Origin of the sequence: Paraburkholderia sp. RL17-381-BIF-C (genome assembly GCF_046026435.1) — a bacterium.
Lineage (GTDB): Bacteria > Pseudomonadota > Gammaproteobacteria > Burkholderiales > Burkholderiaceae > Paraburkholderia.
The window spans coordinates 149303-166848 of record NZ_JARESX010000002.1; the positions used below are offsets into that span (position 1 = coordinate 149303).

General features: G+C 60.6%; 12 protein-coding genes. 8 read left to right on the plus strand and 4 right to left on the minus strand.

Going from position 1 to position 17546, the window contains the following annotated elements; all coding sequences use genetic code 11:
• Positions 1–329 precede the first annotated feature (329 nt).
• Complete coding sequence (locus P0D70_RS02210) at positions 330–662, plus strand: hypothetical protein (protein WP_091808781.1); 333 nt, start codon at positions 330–332, stop codon at positions 660–662.
• Positions 663–810: 148 nt separating this feature from the next.
• Here the strand turns inward: P0D70_RS02210 and P0D70_RS02215 are convergent, their stop codons facing one another.
• A complete protein-coding gene (locus P0D70_RS02215; RefSeq protein WP_408182115.1) occupies positions 811–2172 on the minus strand; it encodes an ATP-binding protein in 1362 nt (453 codons plus the stop codon).
• A 2-nt stretch (positions 2173–2174) separates the two neighbouring features.
• Positions 2175–2834 carry a response regulator gene (locus tag P0D70_RS02220; RefSeq protein WP_091802624.1) on the minus strand — a complete coding sequence of 220 codons (660 nt, stop codon included), beginning with the start codon at positions 2832–2834 and terminating at the stop codon, positions 2175–2177.
• A 142-nt stretch (positions 2835–2976) separates the two neighbouring features.
• On the opposite strand from P0D70_RS02220, the gene P0D70_RS02225 reads away from it, so the two are divergent.
• From P0D70_RS02225 to P0D70_RS02240, 4 genes are all read left to right on the plus strand, one after another.
• The gene (locus P0D70_RS02225) at positions 2977–3444 is read left to right on the plus strand and encodes a PepSY domain-containing protein (RefSeq protein WP_091802627.1); all 468 of its coding nucleotides are present in this window, start codon (positions 2977–2979) and stop codon (positions 3442–3444) included.
• Positions 3445–3552: 108 nt separating this feature from the next.
• Positions 3553–4023, plus strand: coding sequence for a DUF2271 domain-containing protein (locus P0D70_RS02230; RefSeq protein WP_087670468.1), 471 nt, complete (start codon positions 3553–3555; stop codon positions 4021–4023).
• 8 nt (positions 4024–4031) lie between these two features.
• Entirely contained in the window at positions 4032–6248 is a 2217-nt protein-coding gene (locus P0D70_RS02235) for a PepSY domain-containing protein (RefSeq protein WP_408182120.1), read from the plus strand.
• Positions 6229–7227 (plus strand): FAD:protein FMN transferase, encoded by a 999-nt coding sequence (locus P0D70_RS02240; protein WP_408182122.1) that lies wholly within the window; start codon positions 6229–6231, stop codon positions 7225–7227. The genes P0D70_RS02235 and P0D70_RS02240 overlap by 20 nt, the downstream gene beginning before the upstream one ends.
• On the opposite strand, the gene P0D70_RS02245 is transcribed toward P0D70_RS02240, so the two are convergent.
• Positions 7199–9859: a cation-translocating P-type ATPase gene (locus P0D70_RS02245; protein ID WP_408182125.1), complete on the minus strand. Its 2661-nt coding sequence runs from the start codon at positions 9857–9859 to the stop codon at positions 7199–7201. The genes P0D70_RS02240 and P0D70_RS02245 overlap by 29 nt on opposite strands.
• A 244-nt stretch (positions 9860–10103) precedes the next feature.
• On the opposite strand from P0D70_RS02245, the gene P0D70_RS02250 reads away from it, so the two are divergent.
• Positions 10104–11162 (plus strand): AI-2E family transporter, encoded by a 1059-nt coding sequence (locus tag P0D70_RS02250; RefSeq protein WP_408182128.1) that lies wholly within the window; start codon positions 10104–10106, stop codon positions 11160–11162.
• Between the two features lie 89 nt (positions 11163–11251).
• On the opposite strand, the gene P0D70_RS02255 is transcribed toward P0D70_RS02250, so the two are convergent.
• Positions 11252–12202 carry a universal stress protein gene (locus P0D70_RS02255; protein ID WP_091802637.1) on the minus strand — a complete coding sequence of 317 codons (951 nt, stop codon included), beginning with the start codon at positions 12200–12202 and terminating at the stop codon, positions 11252–11254.
• A gap of 572 nt (positions 12203–12774) precedes the next feature.
• Here P0D70_RS02255 and P0D70_RS02260 point away from each other — a divergent pair.
• Together P0D70_RS02260 and P0D70_RS02265 are read left to right on the plus strand one after the other, a co-directional pair.
• Entirely contained in the window at positions 12775–14433 is a 1659-nt protein-coding gene (locus P0D70_RS02260; protein ID WP_408182132.1) for an AMP-binding protein, read from the plus strand.
• Positions 14434–14568: 135 nt separating this feature from the next.
• Positions 14569–17412: an AMP-binding protein gene (locus tag P0D70_RS02265; protein WP_408182135.1), complete on the plus strand. Its 2844-nt coding sequence runs from the start codon at positions 14569–14571 to the stop codon at positions 17410–17412.
• Positions 17413–17546: the final 134 nt, after the last annotated feature.

Sequence of the window (17546 nt, forward strand, 5' to 3'; positions counted from 1 at the left end):
AGGTCTGCTCGTCCTGAAGTCCTGCCCGGAGCCCACCGCTTGAGCCAGGCACACCTGAAACAAGGCGACTTCTTTCAGTATAGTCAGCTTTATGAAGCCTGCCAGGTCGACTGATTCTGTGGCAAAGTGCCGCGCGTCAACCTCACCGAAGTCAGATACATTCGACAGGCATCCGGCGTCGTTCCGGGTTCGCTCAGAGCGCACCAGACGCTTGGCCTGCGGCTTGTCGCAGATCGTCCCGCCACTCGGCTGCTTCCTGCCGATGCGATGCACCAGATCAAACGTTGGATCAGCCCGGTCGTGGCTCAAGCACTTCCCGAAAATCTGCAATGACGCCCATCAAGTTCATACTCCGCTACACGGCTGTGCCGTTCATGGCAATCGTCGCCGTCGTATCTTGGGCCTCACTTCACTCGTCTGCCGAAATCGATGCCCGACAGTACGCGGCATTATCGGGCGCCTATGCAAGCTTCCCGGTGGATCTCCGACGAGATATCAGACAGGCGCTGCAATCGGGGAAGCTGAGCAAGTGGGATTATTCGTCGCTGGTACGGGAATCCCTCAACGATGGAGTTGTTCTCGACTGGCCGTCCGACGATAAGGAGGACGTCGCTACCGAGCGGGAAAAGCTGGCTGCGCTCGTCAAGGCGGACCGACCCTGAACCGCGCCACCCACTGACTTATCAGTATAGATACACCACGCTCGTTGTCTGGGATGGCACCCCGTTTTATTGATAAGGCATCCATATTTATAGAAAGTGGCTTGGCCAGACCTGCTGTTTGCAGCAGTGGCCTTGATTTCAGCCCTGGCTAGCGGACTCTCTCGCGAAAGACTGGTGGCGAATCAGGTATTGCCAGTCCCTCCACGACGGCTTCAAAGCCGTCCGGCATGCCTGCGGCCGGCGAACCTAGCGTGAGTCGTGCGCCGGCCGCCTGGGCGATCGCATTGACGATTGCCAGCCCCAGGCCGCTTCCCTTCGCTGTTGTGCCCCCGCGTTCGAACGGCTGGCTCAGGCGCGCGAGCGTCTCCGAGGGTACGACAGGCCCCCGGTTCCGGACGCTCAAGGTGCCGCAGCTCGTGAGCATGATACGAACGGCCGTTGCGTCCGTACCGTGCTTGACGGCGTTTTCAATAAGGTTGCGCGCAAGAATGGCGAAAGCGTCCTGGTCGATTCGCGACAATACGGGTTCATCGGGCAGGCTCAGTGCGAGTTCATTAGATCGTGCAATGCGCCGGACATCGTCGACCACGAGTTGAAGGACGGGCCGCAAGTCTTGCGCGATATCAGAGAGGACGCGGGCGCCTTCTGCCCGGGCCAGTTGCATGAGCTTTTCGCTGAGTCGCACGAGCGTCTGCAAAGTGATCTCGACGTTTCGCGCACGTTGCTCGATTGGCGTGCCTTGTGCCTCGGCTATCAGGCGTTGCGTTTGCGCAAGTGCTGCGGCAATCGGCGTGCGAAGCTCGTGTGCGCTGTTGGCCGTGAAGCTGCGCTCGGCGCTCAGTGCCCGGTCAAGCCGCTGCATCAGGTCGTTGACCGCGTCAGCTATTGGCTCGATTTCCGTAGGCATGCCGGCCTTGGCGAGCGGAGTGAGATCGTCGCGACCTCTAGAGGCAACACCCTCGCAAAACCGGCTGATCGGACGCAATCCTGTCTTCACGATCAGCCACGTGCCGACGAGGCCAAGCAAGATGAGAACAAGGAGCGGCTCGATCACCGCAAGTGCCGCCCGGGTGCTGACGTGACGGCGCTCAACCAGGGGTTCCGCAATCGCGAGCAGGACCGTTCCTTGCAGGACCGTTTCCGTATAAATCCGGTGGCTGGCTGTCGACGTGAAGCCTGCCTTCAGATCAGCCGGGAAGACCCCAGGGTCCGCATCATGAGACTGCAGGACGGTCTTGCCGGTTTGGTCGCGCACGATATAGGTGAGCAACTCGTCGTGCGCGCGTACGGCCGCTACGCGCTGTCCGGTGCTGCCTTGCGTACTTAGATCAAGAATATCCGTGACGGCCAGCGGCACGAGCCGCTGCGCCGTCTCCTGCAAGGCGCTATCCGAGATCCGGTCGATTTCGTCTTGCAGGACATGAAACGCCGCTGCTCCTACAAGGAGCGACAGTGCGGCCAGGCCAACGGCAAGCGCTACTGCGAGGCGCGCCTGGAGGCTGTGCAGCATCGCTAGCACTGCCTGAGTTTGTAGCCGAGGCCACGCGCCGTCTCGATCAGGTCGCCCCCCAGCTTCTTGCGCAGCCGGCTCATGTGCACCTCGATGGTGTTGCTGCCGATTTCGGCGTTAAACGAGTAAAGGCGCTCTTCCAGCTGCGCCTTTGAAAGAATCATGCCCTGTCGCTGAATGAACGCCTCGAGCAATGCCCATTCGCTGGCGGTAAGGGAAATGGAACGGCCTTCTCGACGGATGCTGTGGGCGGCCAGATCGATCTGCAAATTGCCCAGTGTGACAAATGGGTTGGGATTGCCTGAATACCGGCGCGCAACGGCGTTGACGCGCGCGGTGAGCTCGGATAGATCGAATGGCTTGACAAGGTAGTCGTCGGCGCCAGCGTTTAATCCGGCGATGCGGTTGGCGACCTGGTCGAGCGCAGTCAGGATCACCACGGGTACCGAAGAGCCGGATACACGCAATTCACGCAGAAAATCGATTCCCTTGCCGTCCGGCAGCAGCAGGTCCAGCAGGATCAGGTCGTAGTTCGCGGCTTGCACGTAGCGCCGGGCGTCGCCCAGGGTCGTGACGTAGTCGGTGGAATGTCCGTCCCGCGTGATCTGGTCCCGAACGGCTTGGCCGAGCAGCGGATCGTCCTCGACAAGCAGTACTCTCATGCGATAGTCCCGGCGGTTGTTATCGCAAACTGTGCTACGCCAAGCTTACGCCAGGCTGAAGAAAAATCTTTTCGTTCGCAAGGCTGGCTTCAGGTATGGGCCGCATTGTAGAGCCTGTCAGGACAAAACCACACTCCCCGTCATGAAACGACCACCGCTCCGAAGAAGCATTGCCATCGTATCCCTTGTCGCGCTATGCGCTGGCGTCGCCCAACTGGCGCAGGCGGACGACGACTGCACCGCACCGCTCACGAACTGGAAACCGGTCAGCGAGATCGATGCGCTAGCCAGAAAACAAGGCTGGAACGTGAGTCGGGTCAGAACGGATGACGGTTGCTACGAGATCCGTGGACTCGACGCGCAGGGGCGGCACTTCAAAGCCAAAGTCGATCCGGCCACGCTCGCGATCATCCGGCTGAAAACCGATGGCGACGCCCAGGACGAGCGCCACGGTGAAGACGGCGGTGAGCACGAGGACCGGAGCGGCCCGCGACCGGCTGCGGCAGGACCGCGCGCGCCCAACGATAAACCGGGTAACGCGGCAAGCGGCGCGCAGCCATCCAATGGGCTATTGACCCCGGGGAGCCGGCCGCAGGTTCAGATCCGCTGACCTGCGAAAACCGTCGTCGCAACACACTTTCGTCATACGCAAATCAACGCTGACGCAGGGTAAGTGCGTCGTCTCGCCCGGCGTAGCCACTATTGAAGAGGACAGGTCATGAAATACACATTCCCTATTGCAGCGCTTGCCGGTGCACTCGCGATTCCCTCGCTGGCGTTCGCCCGCCCCGTCACGATTGAAGCGCAATTAACCAATTACGGCGGTGACGGTGCGTACGTGGTGATGTACGTCACCGACCGGGCTGGCCGCTATCAGGGCACGCTGTGGATGGCAGGCGAGAAGGCGAAGTACTACAGGCACCTGAGCGCCTGGTACCGGATGACGGGAAATGGCGCGGCAAGGATCGACGGCATTACGGGTGCGAGCGTTGGTGCCGGCAGGACGCTGAAGGCAACGCTCGATCTTGCCGATACGCTAATCGACGCCGGCTACGAAATTCACGTGGATACCGCAGTGGAGAACATGAACGAGAACCCGTCCGAGGTGGTCGTTCCATTGACGACATCGGGAACCGGAAAGTCCGTCAGAGGGCGCGGCTATGTGAAAGCGTTTCGCTACACGTTGTGAGGAATGACATGCTTCGCAAGCTTCATTCGTTGCCCGGACTGATCGCCGCCCTCGTCCTGATGGTCACGGCGATCTCCGGTGCGATGCTGTCTCTGAACCCTGTGATCGAACGCGCAGGCGTAGTTCAGGTTAGCCAGCATTCGCTCGACGCAGCGACGCTCGCCGCACGTGTGAAGGCCCATTACCCCGGCCTCGAGAAAATCGTGCGAAAGCCCTCGGGCGCCGTCATTGCCTATTACTCTTCAGGCGGCGAGTCTGGCGCCGCCAGCATCGATCCCGTGACAGGTGACGGTATCGAACCTTATACGCCATCGACCACCATGCGCTGGCTGACCAATCTGCACCGCAAGCTGCTCATAGGCGATGCCGGGCGCGTCGCAACCGGCCTCGGGGCAGGTTTGATGCTGCTGCTGGCCGCATCCGGCCTTGCGCTACTCGAACGCCGTATGGGCGGATGGGCGAAGCTGTTCGGCCGCATTCGGGGTAGCGGTCTGCAGCGAATCCACAATGAGGTTGCCCGCGTCGCCATTCTCGGGCTGACGCTCTCGGCTGCAACAGGGCTCGTCCTGTCGTTGACGACCTTCGAGGTGATCCCCGAACGAGCCACGGCGCAACTTCCGTTTCCGGCCTCCGTGAGCACCGGCGCCCCGCTTGCAGTGAATCGCGTTGCTGCGCTCAGGAACGTCGATGTAACCGACCTGCGTGAACTGATGTCGCCCTCCCCCCAGAACCCGGGCGATGTCTACGCGTTGCGGACATCGAGCGGCACCGGCTACATCGACCCGTCGTCAGGGAAATGGCTCGCGTGGCAGCCCAATGACGCTTGGCAGCGTTTTCACGAGGTCGTGTTCATGCTGCATACGGGCGAGGGACTGTGGTGGCTCGCGCTGATCCTCGGGCTTGCGAGCGCGTCGGTGCCGGTTTTGGCGATTACTGGAGTATGGCTATGGGTGCGGCGTCGCCGCGCGACGGTAAAAGTTCCAGACAACGTGAGCGCGGGTCAGGCCGATACGGTCATTCTCGTGGGAAGCGAAGGAAACAGCACCTGGGCGTTCGCTGCCGCAATTCATCAGGCGCTGACGCGCGCGAATTTTCGCGTGCATATAGCGCCGATGAACGATCTTTCATCACGCCACTGCAAGGCGCAACGCCTGATCGTACTGACTTCGACGTATGGCGATGGTGAGGCACCGTCCAACGCCACGCAGTATTTGAGCAAGCTCGCGAGCATGAACGACTATGTTCCACCAACGTTTGCCGTCCTCGGTTTTGGGGATCGCCAGTTCCCCCATTTCTGTGGTTATGCGCAAACCGTGCACGATGCGTTGATCGCCAAAGGCGGCCAGGCGCTCATCGAGTGCAGCAGCGTTGACCGGCAGTCGGAGAGCACGTTCAGGACGTGGAGCGAGCGACTGGGTATCGCACTCGACATGCAACTCGACGTGCGCTACCAGCCGTCGCTACCGCGCACCGTCTCCCTGACGCTTGTGGAGCGCAAGGACTATGGACTCGACTCTGGAAGTGTCACGTCGGTGTTGCGCTTTGTCCGCAGCACACCGCGCAATCGGCGGTGGCACACCCCGCTGCAAAGGGCTCTGCCGTCATTCGACGCGGGCGACCTGCTCGGGGTGATCCCGCCCGGCGACACCGTGCCGAGGTTCTACTCGCTCGCGAGCGCTTCGCGAGATGGTTTTATCGAAATCTGCGTGCGCAGGCATGCGCATGGGGCCTGCTCTGGCTATCTGACAGCTTTGCAGCCCGGCAACGCGATTCAGGCGTTCATTCGCCGGAACCCTGCGTTCAGACCCGCGGCGGGAGAGGCGCCAATCATTCTTATCGGCGCCGGGACGGGCATCAGCCCATTCGTCGGCTTCATCCGGCAAAACTCGGCGGGGCGGCCCATGCATCTGTATTTTGGTGCCAGACGCTCAGGCGAGGCGTTCCTGTACGACGAAGAGTTGCAGAACCTGGTCGGCAACCGCCGGCTGACGACTTTCAAGACCGCCTTCTCGTGCCCCGTACGGAAGACCTACGTGCAGGAGCGACTCATGGCCGACGCGCCAACGCTTCGTGAACTCGTCGCCAGCGGAGCGCAGATCATGGTGTGCGGAGGCAGAGACATGGCCAACTGTGTGGCCCGAGCGTGGGAACACATTCTGGATGGCTCCGGCCTTTCCGTGAACGAGATGAGATTGAAGGGAAGATATGTCGAAGATGTCTATTGAAGGACCGATGGCCGGTTGTCCCGAGCGCTATACGTTCAACGGACCGACGATGGGCACCCGATACAGCGTGCAATGCTACGCGCCGGCGGGGTTGGACCGCGCCCTGATCGCTTCTGAACTGGATGCGGCGGTACGAGCGGTAGACGAGGAAATGTCGAACTGGAAGGACAGTTCCGATTTGACACGGTTGAATAGAGCCGAGCCCGACGTCTGGGTGCCGATATCCCGCAATCTTGCGACGGTGCTGGTGCGCGCGACGGAGATGGGGCGCGAGACAGACAATGCGTTCAACGCAGGTGTCGGCGATGTGGTGGATCAGTGGGGCTTCGGCCCATCCAACGCGCCGCGGCCAACCATGCGGGAAGCCTCGCGCGAACGACCCCGACGCCCGCTGGTCGAACTGCTCGACGTCGACGTCGAGCAGTGTCGCGCTCGCAAGCAGGCGCATGTGAGCCTCGACTTGTGCGGTATCGCCAAAGGCTTCGGCGTAGACGAATTGGCGCGTGTGCTGGACAGTCATGACGTTCGGTCGTGGCTTGTCGGAATCGACGGTGAGATGCGTGCGCGAGGCACAAAGACTGGCCAGGCACTGTGGGCAATCGCAATCGAGCGTCCCGACTATGAACGCCGGGAGGCGCTCGGCGTGATCGAACTCACGGATATCGCGGTCGCAACTTCGGGGGACTATCGTCACTGGAGCGAATGCGAGGGCAAGCGCATCTCGCATGTCGTGGATCCGCGCACAGGTGAGCCCTTATGCAACGGGGTCGCGTCGGTCACAGTGCTGGCGAGGTCCTGCATGGACGCGGATGCTTATGCAACCGCTCTCATGGTGTTGGGGCCTCAGAAAGGCCTGGATTTCGCACGCCGCAAGCAGCTGGACGCACTTTTTCTGCTGCGCGATGGCGCACAAATACTGTCGATCGGCACGGGTTTGTTTGATGCGGGTTTCAACGGTATAGAAGTCCCCGGCGGATAAGGTGTTTCTCGAGCTCGACCAGAACGAACACCACACTGGAGGGCAGAACACACATTGCCAGCTCAGTCATATTAAGCGCGGTCGTCCGGAAAACGGTGTTCAACATGGGTACATAGATCGTCGCCAGTTGAAGCGCAAAGGTGAGCAGCACCGCGCCCACAAGGGGCATGTTTGAACGCGCTCCCCGCGCGAAAAACGACGCTTGCTCCGATCGGATGGCAAGTACGTGCCCCATCTGGGAGAGCGTGAGCACCGTAAAGGTCATGGTCTGCCAATGTGCCGAAGCGACATGAATGGCGTATGCCTGCGTGAGCAGCGTGACACCAGCCATTGCGAGCCCAACCCATACGATGTGCTGCCACATGCCGCGGGCAAAGACGCTTTCCCCTGGGGGCCGTGGTGGCCGTAGCATGACGCCCTTCTCCGCCGGTTCGGCCGCCAGTGCCAGCCCCGGCAGTCCATCGGTGACCAGGTTAATCCACAGGATGTGTATGGGAAGCAAGGGAATCGGCAGGCCGAGAAAAGGCGCGAGAAAAATAGTCCATATCTCGGCCGAATTGCACGTCAAGGCGTAGCGAATGAACTTGCGTACATTATCGAAGATTCGCCGCCCCTCTTCGACGGCACCGACGATGGTGGCGAAGTTGTCGTCCAGCAGCACGATACTGGCCGCATCCCGCGCAACATCGGTGCCCTTTTTCCCCATCGCAATGCCGATATCCGCGCCGGCGAGCGCCGGCGCGTCGTTCACGCCATCACCGGTCATCGCGACGAACTGGCCATGCGCCCGAACTGCCTCGACGATCCTGATTTTTTGCGCCGGGTCCACCCGGGCAAACACGCGGGTATGCACAACCTGCGCGACTAGCGCTTCATCCGTGAGTCGACTGAGTTCCTGGCCGGTCAACACGGTGTCCCCGGGGGCGAGAATGCCAAGTTCGCGGGCGATAGCACACGCGGTTACAGGGTGATCCCCCGTGACCATTACGGGTGTGATCCCTGCCGATCTGCAAGCCTTGACTGCCTGCCGTACGTCGGGCCGCGGCGGATCACGCATGCCAGCCAGGCCAAGCAAAGTGAGGCCGCATTCGATTTCTTCTATATCGTGACCGGCAGGCAGACTGTCCCGTTTCCGGCTCGCGACGGCGAGTACACGAAGACCACTATCCGCCATCGCCTCCGCCGCCGCCAGCACGCGTTCGTGGTCCACAGCGACCATCCCATGATCTGACAGGGACGCGTTACAACGTTCAATGACCGTCTCCGGTGCGCCCTTCGTGTAAGCAATAAATCCGGTTCCGCTGCGGTGAATCGTTGTCATCCGCTTGCGATCGGAGTCAAACGGGAACTCCAAAAAGCGCGGGCTCGTGACTTCGAGCGCGCTCTTGTCGAAGCCAGCGTCAGCGGCCACTCTCCACAACGCAACCTCGGTCGGATCGCCTGCGACCTCCCCGCCCGCAGCGCGGCTAACGTTGTTGCATAACGCCAATGCCTCCAGCAAGCATCTCGTAGCGGGCCTTTTTGTATCGAACGATGCGATGGGTAACCGCACGCCATCAGCGTAGAGCTCAGTTGTGCACATCTCGTTCAGGGTCAATGTGCCAGTCTTGTCGGTACAGATCCAGCTCACGGACCCCAAGGTTTCGACCGCAGGCAAACGTCGCACCAGGGCATTGTGTCGTGCCATATTGCGCGCACCAAGGGCAAGCATCACGGTCACCACTGCGGGTAAAGCTTCAGGGATAGCGGCGACGGCAAGACTCAGGCTCGTGAGAAGCATGAGCAGCACTGGCTCGCCCCGCAGCACACCTGTCGCAAAGATGATCGCGCAGATCACAAGAATCATCATGGCCAACCGGCGCCCAAACGCTGCAAGACGCTTTTGCAGCGGCGTCTGGACCACAGGTGCCGCTTCGATCATGCCGGCGATCTTGCCGAGTTCGGTGGCCATGCCGGTAGCAACGGCAATACCTCGTGCTCGACCGTAGGTGACAACAGTGCCCTTGAAAGCCATATTTGTCCGGTCGGCGAGTTGTAGCGAAGCGTCGTCAAGCGACGCGGTGCCCTTCTCTACCGGCACCGACTCCCCAGTGAGAACTGCTTCGGCGATCTTCAGCCCGGACGCCTCGGCAAGACGAAGATCGACGGGAACGGTAGAACCGGTATCCAGCAAAACGACGTCGCCCTGCACAATGCCCGATGCCGGAACCGTTTGACATTCGCCTTCGCGAATGACTGTCGCCTGCAACCTGGCGAGTTGTGCGAGCGACGCCATCACACGCTCGGCGCGATAGTCCTGGATGAAGCCGACTGTGCCGTTAAGCAACACGATCGCGACGATCACGAGCGCGTCCGCAGCCTCGCCGATCAGGCCCGACACGAGAGCCGCCGCCAACAGAGCGACGATCATGAAGTCCTTGAACTGACAGATCAGCATGTCAAGGACGCCCCGGCGCCGCTGCTCACGAATCTCGTTCGGCCCGTCTTTGGCGAGGCGCCGGTGCGCCTCTGCCAGTGTCAGGCCATCCTCGCAATCGGTGCCCAGTTGCATGGCGATGGCCGCGACCTGCATTGCGTGCCATGTGTTGGAACCCTCTGCCCCAGGGCAAATCGTGCGCGTCGGAGTCAACATGGACCGATCCTTCTGTACGAGAGTCGACGAACGTCGCATTGAAGCGGTACGCGGCAAGTGCCAGTATCGGTGCGGGTCAGACTCGCTGATTGACCTTTATCAAGCAGTAACGTGCGGGTAGCGACAGATCATATGGTCTCCGGTCTCGCATCTGGATGCATTGTTTCGGCCTGCGATGACTGCCCGGATACAGAAACGCCGAATCCACGAACGGGAGCGCTCAATGCGATCGGGAAAGCATGTCGTGCTAGCACTGCTTCTGGCTGGTCTGGTAGCTTTGGGGTTCATGGTTCTGCGCCCTTTTCTAGTTCCGGTCGCGTGGGCGCTGATTATTTCGTATGTCACCTGGCCCGCCTACAACCGTTTGCGACGCCTGCTCCGCGAAAGCGCGGGTACTAGCGCGCTGCTGATGACCCTTCTCCTGACATGTGCGTGCATACTGCCAGTCGTCTGGCTGATGAAGCCGTTGACAGAAGATCTAAGGGACGCCAGCCGGGCTATCGTCGCCTACTTCTCCGATCGTCCTCGCGACTTACCCGATTTTCTGGCGCGCATCCCCTGGATCGGGTCCTCGTTGCAGGCGTTTCTCGATCATGTGGAGATTGATCCCCCTGCCATCCGCTCCCAACTCTCAGGATGGGCGAATCGCTGGACAAGCGAAATTGGTGACCTCCTCGGAAGTGCGGCCCGGAACGCCACAAAGCTGGGGTTTGCTCTCGTGACGCTGTTTTTTGCGTATCGCGATGGAGAAAGTCTCCTGAATCAGATACGGCAGGCTTTGCGGCCTTTCCTTGGCGAGCGCCTTGACGACTATCTCACCGCGATCGGCAGCATGACCCGATCCGTCGTCTACGGCATTGTGCTGACAGCAATCGCGCAGGCAGTGTTGGCCGGGCTGGGTTACTGGGCCGCAGGCGTAACTGCGCCCGTCACGCTGGCAGGGATCACTGCTCTCGTAGCATTGATTCCTTTTGGCACGCCATTGGTATGGGTGCCGGTGGCGGTCGGCCTTCTATTTGCGGGCCGCACGGTGGCCGGAGTCGGGTTATTGCTCTGGGGAATGCTGGTCATTAGCTGGGTAGACAATCTGATAAGGCCGTTTGTGATTAGCAGCAGCGCACGCATTCCATTTCTGCTCGTCATGTTTGGTGTGCTTGGTGGACTCGCCGCATTCGGTCTGATCGGATTGTTCCTTGGGCCCGCCATACTGGCTGTTCTGATGGCGCTGTGGCGCGAATGGCAGACAGAGGCGACACGGCAACAGGTGCGGCAACCGGTTCAGCGGAATGACATACCTAAGTAGTGGATCGCCAGCGGTGCTGGCACGAGCTTATCCAATCGGAACACAAGTAAATCATTTCGCCCAAGCTTTCACCGCGACCGGAGCCTGTTTCAGGCTTCGATCGGGCGGACGAGCAACACCGGCACGTGGGTGATACGCAGTACGCGGCTCGCCACGCTACCCAGCAGCCAGCGCGAGATACCACGCCGGCCGTGTGTGCCCATGACGACCAGATCGGCGTTCCAATGATCTGCCTCCCTCACGATGGCGTGGGGCACATCGTCGCCGGTTCTTTCCGTGCTGATCATCGCGGATTCCGCCTCGATTCGTAATCCGGCCAGCAACTCCGCTGCCGCCGCAAGTGCTGCATTGCCCTCTTTGACAAGTGCATCTTCAAGCAGAGGAAGTGGCACAAAATCGCTCATCCTCACCGCCTGATCAAGAATATTTACGATACGCAAGGACGTCTGCTTCGTGGCGAGTTTTAATCCGTATCGAAGCGCATGCCGCGATGGTGAGCTACCGTCGACGGCGAAGAGCATTCGCTTCGGACCGCCGCAGGTATCTCTTTCATAAGAAGCTGGAACAACTAGAATCGAGCACGGGCAGATTCGCGCCAGAGGTTCAGAGACTGTTCCTTCCAGCCAGCGTAGCAGCCGACGGTTCTGTCGGGTGCCAACCACGAGGAGATCGGCTCGCCACGTCCGCGCTGCTTCAAGCAGTGCGTAGGCTAGATCCCGACCCTGCATGGAAAGATCGATCACCTCCGTGTCGACAACCGTCTCGCCGCTCGAAAATATGCTCTGTGCCTGAGTGACCGCATCCGCGGCACCGCGCAGCAACTCGTCGCGCACCGGGCTGAGATCCACTCCGACAAGTGGATCCAACGGAATCAGCCTGCGTGGATCTTCAGCCACACTGATGATTCGCACGTGTGCCCCTGGCGCCGCAATGCCTTGAACATAGGCCGCAGCGCGCAAAGAGGCGGGCGAAGCGTCTACAGCAATGAGAATGCGACCGACTTCGTCGTGATCGTGGAGGGTTGAACTGGTAGTGCTCATGACGAAGTCTCCGAGGTGTCCGCATGGTGGGTCCGATATGTTTCCTCAGACGGTTTGTCGAGCCTTCGCGCGCGACGATACTCTCATGCGCCCTGCCCACGGGCTGTCCGGATAACAACGCCCCAGTACACTCTATTCGCCGGCTCATCCCCCAGATTGACCTGAATCAACCCATCCGCCCACGGGCTATCACTGTTGTTCGCAGCCGTCTGAACGGGACACTTCATGCCTCGCATTGCGGTTCGAACTCCAATAGCGAATGATTGCGCGCCCCGACGGACCATTCAATACGACCAATGCATTGCTCTGGCTGCGAACAGACATGATGAGCCTCCATCGCATTCGATCCGTTGGGCACACCGGTCGTCTTGACGCACGTCAATCTCTCATGGCGAACGAGTCCTATGCTCGATCCATAGCGACACAAATCAGGCGCTGAAGTGAATATGTCGATGAATACCGTACTCGTTGACCTTTTAACGCCTGCCAAGCCGGCTACGCACACGTAGTCCTTAGGTGCGCAGACCTGACTGTCATCGCGTCTCCTCTATACGACAAAGGCCCGATCGACCATGAAGTGCCCGAAAGCGATGGACGCTCCCTCGTCCGAGCCGCCTGTCGCAGCGATCGATGCCAGAAGCGTTAGAACGTTGCCTGAAATGTTCGAGGCTGCCTGTACGCGTTACGCAGGACGCCCCGCGTTCAGTTCGTTCAATCACACGCTCGAATATCGGGACGTTGCGCTATACGCGCACCGCTTTTCCGAGTTTCTTGTCAACGAATTCAAACTTGCGCCGCTCGAGCGTGTCGCACTCATCTTGCCGAATGGCTTACCCTATGTCGTCGCCTTTTATGGCGTCCTCGACGCCGGGCTTGTCGTCGTTAATATCAATCCGCTGGCTACGCCTCGTGAGATTCAGATCCAGCTCGCCACGGCAGCTGTTTCAGCGATCATCGTACTGGAAAACTTTGCCTGCAAACTGGACGAAATCCTGGATGAGAATCAGGCGAAGGCTGTTATATCCGTCGCGGTGGGCGATCTGCTTCCGCTGCCCAGACGCGCCGCGATGGATTTTGTACAGCGCGTCGTGCGTGACTCGATTCCGCCTGCAAAGAGGGAATACTGGACATTCAGTGCGGCCTTGTCGTGCCGGCATTCGATCGAGCGAGATCACATCCGCCCCAGTCTCGACGATGTCGCGCTGCTGCAATACACGGGAGGAACCACAGGCACTCCCAAGTGCGCGATGCTCACGCATCGCAACCTTAGCTCGAACGTCGCACAGATTCGTGCATGGCTGGGTTCGGCGTTCTGTTCTACGCCTCAGACCATTCTCACACCGCTGCCACTCTTTCATATATTCGCGCTGACCGCCAGTCTGCTGACTTTCTTTGAAATCGGCGGGCACAATGTGCTGGTGACGGATCCCCACGACCTTGCCGCGCTCGTCAGAACCATGCGCCACGCACGGCCCACCGCGCTGCTAGGTGTGAATACACTGTTCAATGCCCTTCTCGCCGCACCGCATTTCGACGCTGTGGACTGGTCACGCCTGCGTCTCGTGATCGGCGGCGGCGCAGCGATTCAGGCTTCGGTTGCCGCGCGATGGCAGTCAGCAACGGGAGTGCCGATTATCGAAGGGTACGGGCTGACCGAAGCGTCGCCAGTAGTCTGCGTGAATCCGATGGATGCAAAGCACTTTTCCGGATCGGTCGGTCATCCGTTGCCTTCAACCGAGGTTAGCATCCGTGACGACAACGACGCAGCTGTCGCCGCGGGTGTCATCGGAGAAGTCTGGGTCCGGGGCCCGCAGGTCATGCGCGGCTACTGGATGAACCCCGTCGAGACTGCGGAAGTGATCTCGCCCGAGGGCTGGCTTCGCACGGGGGACGTTGGTTATCTCACGCCCGCGCAGATGCTCGTCCTGGTGGACCGCAAGAAAGACGTGATCGTCGTGTCCGGTTTCAAGGTTTACCCCTCGGACGTCGAAGCCGTGGTCTCCGCGCTTGCGGGCGTAAGCGCCGCAGCGGTAGTCGGCGTGCCGGATGAACGGACCGGACACGCCGTCAAACTATTCGTCGTCCGGTCCTCGGCGGATCTTACGGCCGCCGCCTTGCTGGAGCACTGCCGCGCTAATCTAAGCGCCTACAAGGTTCCCCGCTCAATTGAATTCCGTGACACCTTGCCTCTGAACCAGCTCGGCAAGGTCCTCCGCCGAACGTTAACCTGACCGAGGCAGGGATGCGATTGCAGGGTAACGGCGCGTGATTGCGCGCGAGGCGCAATTCAGCAATTGACGACGATCAAGCGCCCTCCTCCCCGTCGCGCCTATGCTGAAATCCCGACACGGAAGCGGTCGTGCGATATGAACGAAGACGTCACCCGCCGCCGATCGAGCGACGCCCAACGGTTGCTCGATATAGCCGATGCTTTCGCCGCTGAAGTCGGCCCACGGGGATACAGGCCACATGGCGTCACGCTGAACAGCGAGTTCGAACGTGACCTTGGCCTCGACAGTCTCGCGCGCACCGAACTGCTGGCTCGCATCGAGAAAACGCTCGGCGTGCATTTTCCGGTTGCGTTGTTCGAGCAGGCGAAGACGCCCGGCGATTTACTGCGCGCACTTGAAGGAGAAACATCGGTGCAACCCGGGTGCGCAATCGGCACCGCTGAGCTTCCAGCGCCGACCGACACCCTTGACCCGCCGATCGCCGCACAAACGCTGGTCGAGGCATTGCAGTGGCACGTATCCCGGCGACCTGAACACACGCACATCGTATTTCTCGACGAGGAAGCGTCGTCACACACAATGACCTACTCGGCGCTGTACGAGGCGGCCCTACGGGTATCGAGCGGGTTGCACAGACTCGGCGTGAACCCCGGCGACACCGTCGCACTGATGTTGCCGACCGGTAACGACTATTTCGCCTGCTTTGCGGGAATCCTGCTTGCCGGCGCAGTAGTCGTGCCGGTGTATCCGCCTGTGCAATCGGCACGGATCGACGATCACCTGAAGCGACACGCGGCCATTCTGCTGGATGCGCGCTCACGCGTCATGATCGTGCCGTCATACGCACTCGTAGCAAGCCTTCTGGCAAAGGCGCGGATACCGACGTTGCGTGAGATCGTGACGACGCATCAGCTCATGGGCGAAACGGACAATGAGCGGTATATCCCTCGAGCACAAGACGTCGCGTTGCTTCAGTACACTTCCGGTAGCACAGGTGCGCCAAAAGGCGTGGTGCTCACACACGCCAATCTGCTCGCCAATATCCGGGCAATGGGAGAGACTGCCCGGATCGAGGAACACGACATCTTCGCAAGCTGGCTCCCTCTGTACCACGACATGGGCCTGATTGGAGCCTGGTTCGGGCCGCTTTACTTTGGTATCCCGTTGATTCTGATGTCCCCGCTGACGTTCCTCGCACGTCCAGCGCACTGGTTGCAGGCGATCGGCCACTACCGCGCCACCATTACGGCGGCACCCAACTTTGCCTACGAGCGATGCACGCGCCGGATCGACGACGCCGATCTCGAAGGCGTCGATCTGTCTTCATTGCGCCTCGCATTCTGCGGCGCAGAACCCGTCAGCGCGCCGACCATGCGAGCATTCGCCTCACGCTTTGCCGATCATGGGTTCAGGGAGACCGCCCTGACCCCCGTCTACGGTCTGGCGGAAAACACGCTTGGACTGGCGTTTTCGGAGCCGGGCCGCGGGGTGCGAACAGACTGTATCAGTCGCATCCGACTGGCTGAGTCACAGCGTGCAGCAAAAGCGGAATCACCTGATCACGTACTCGAGCTGGTCTCGTGCGGACGCGCATTACCCCGCAACCAGATCCGCATCGTTGACGTCGACGGCAATGACGTATCCGAGAGAACGGTCGGGAGAATTGAATTTCGAAGCCCATCCGCGACGCGTGGGTATTTTCAGAATGCGGAGCTAACCGCGCGGCTAATTCATGATGGCTGGCTCGATACCGGCGATCTGGGATATATGGCCGATGAAGAACTGTTCATCACGGGCCGCGTAAAGGATCTGGTGATTCGGGCCGGGCGTCACTTCTTCCCCTATGAACTGGAGGCGGCTGTCGGGCATCTGCCTGGCGTGCGCAACGGTTGTGTCGCAGTGTGTGGAACGCCCGACATTGAGACCGGTACCGATCGCCTGATCGTCATTGCGGAGACTCGCGAAACGGCACCTGAGGCACTCGCGGCGATGCGCACTGGCATTAACGAAGCCTCCGTGGCTCTGCTGGGCGCTCCGCCGGAAGAAATCGCTCTGGTCCCGCCGCATAGCATTCTGAAGACATCGAGCGGCAAGATTCGTCACGCGGCTACGATGGAGATGTACCTGCGTAGTCGCGGGAATCTCCTGCCACGCCCTGCGTGGCTTCAGTGGCTCGACATCGGAACGAACACCGTATGGCCAATCGGCCGGCGGGTTCGAGCCGCCGCCAGGCAGATCGCCTACGGCGCATGGTGCTGGCTGGTCGTAACGCTGATCGCCATACCGACATGGTTGATGACCGTATCGCATCCGGATGTCAGGCGAAACTGGGCGATTGCATCGCGCGCGGCACAGCTAGCCCTCATGCTTGCAGGCATTCGTGTGACGGTACGCGGCGCCGAACTCATCGACATGGCGCGGCCGGCGATCTTCGTTGCAAATCACGCGAGCTACCTTGACGGGCTGGTGTTGCTGGCGGCCATCCGCATGCCGCTTGCCATCGTCGCCAAGCGTGAGTTGGCCGGCGGATTGCTGATGGGTGCCTTCCTTCGGGCAATCGGCACCCGCTTTGTCGAGCGCATCGACTATGCGCGCATGACCGAAGACGAACGCGAACTGGTGAAGCAGGCGACGGCTGGAACCTCGCTGCTCCTCTTTCCTGAAGGAACATTCGTCCGATCCGCGGGACTGCGGCAGTTTCGTCTCGGCGCCTTTGTGGCCGCCTGCGCATCGCACCGGCCTGTCGTACCGGTCGCAATCGCGGGCGCACGCGTTGTGCTTCCGGATGGACAGTGGTTGCCAACGCGAGCCGACGTAACAGTTACCGTGCTCCCCGCCCTGGAGCCAACAGGAGACGACATGAAGGCCGCCGCGGCCCTGCGTGACACCGCACGCGATGCAATAGCAGGCCATTGCGGGGAACGCATTCTGAGTGAAATTTCCCCGCTGGAAACCCCCACTCGTCACACCGAGATCTAAGCCTGCGTTATTCGAGGGTTCACCCGGTTCGACACTAGCATGCCCATGCCAGGACAGACACTAACTGCGCCGCTCCGACATCTGCCCGGGTGCCATGGGCGGGGACGCCGGAATGGCGACGATCTGATTGGCCT

Excerpts from the sequence above, each read along its gene's own strand:
- P0D70_RS02240 (WP_408182122.1), top strand. The coding sequence starts at position 6,229 with ATGTCGAAGATGTCTATTGAAGGACCGATGGCCGGTTGTCCCGAGCGC.
- P0D70_RS02245 (WP_408182125.1), bottom strand. The coding sequence starts at position 9,859 with ATGTTGACTCCGACGCGCACGATTTGCCCTGGGGCAGAGGGTTCCAAC.
- P0D70_RS02225 (WP_091802627.1), top strand. The coding sequence starts at position 2,977 with ATGAAACGACCACCGCTCCGAAGAAGCATTGCCATCGTATCCCTTGTC.
- P0D70_RS02220 (WP_091802624.1), bottom strand. The coding sequence starts at position 2,834 with ATGAGAGTACTGCTTGTCGAGGACGATCCGCTGCTCGGCCAAGCCGTT.
- P0D70_RS02230 (WP_087670468.1), top strand. The coding sequence starts at position 3,553 with ATGAAATACACATTCCCTATTGCAGCGCTTGCCGGTGCACTCGCGATT.
- P0D70_RS02265 (WP_408182135.1), top strand. The coding sequence starts at position 14,569 with ATGAACGAAGACGTCACCCGCCGCCGATCGAGCGACGCCCAACGGTTG.
- P0D70_RS02215 (WP_408182115.1), bottom strand. The coding sequence starts at position 2,172 with ATGCTGCACAGCCTCCAGGCGCGCCTCGCAGTAGCGCTTGCCGTTGGC.
- P0D70_RS02235 (WP_408182120.1), top strand. The coding sequence starts at position 4,032 with ATGCTTCGCAAGCTTCATTCGTTGCCCGGACTGATCGCCGCCCTCGTC.
- P0D70_RS02260 (WP_408182132.1), top strand. The coding sequence starts at position 12,775 with ATGAAGTGCCCGAAAGCGATGGACGCTCCCTCGTCCGAGCCGCCTGTC.
- P0D70_RS02255 (WP_091802637.1), bottom strand. The coding sequence starts at position 12,202 with ATGAGCACTACCAGTTCAACCCTCCACGATCACGACGAAGTCGGTCGC.
- P0D70_RS02210 (WP_091808781.1), top strand. The coding sequence starts at position 330 with ATGACGCCCATCAAGTTCATACTCCGCTACACGGCTGTGCCGTTCATG.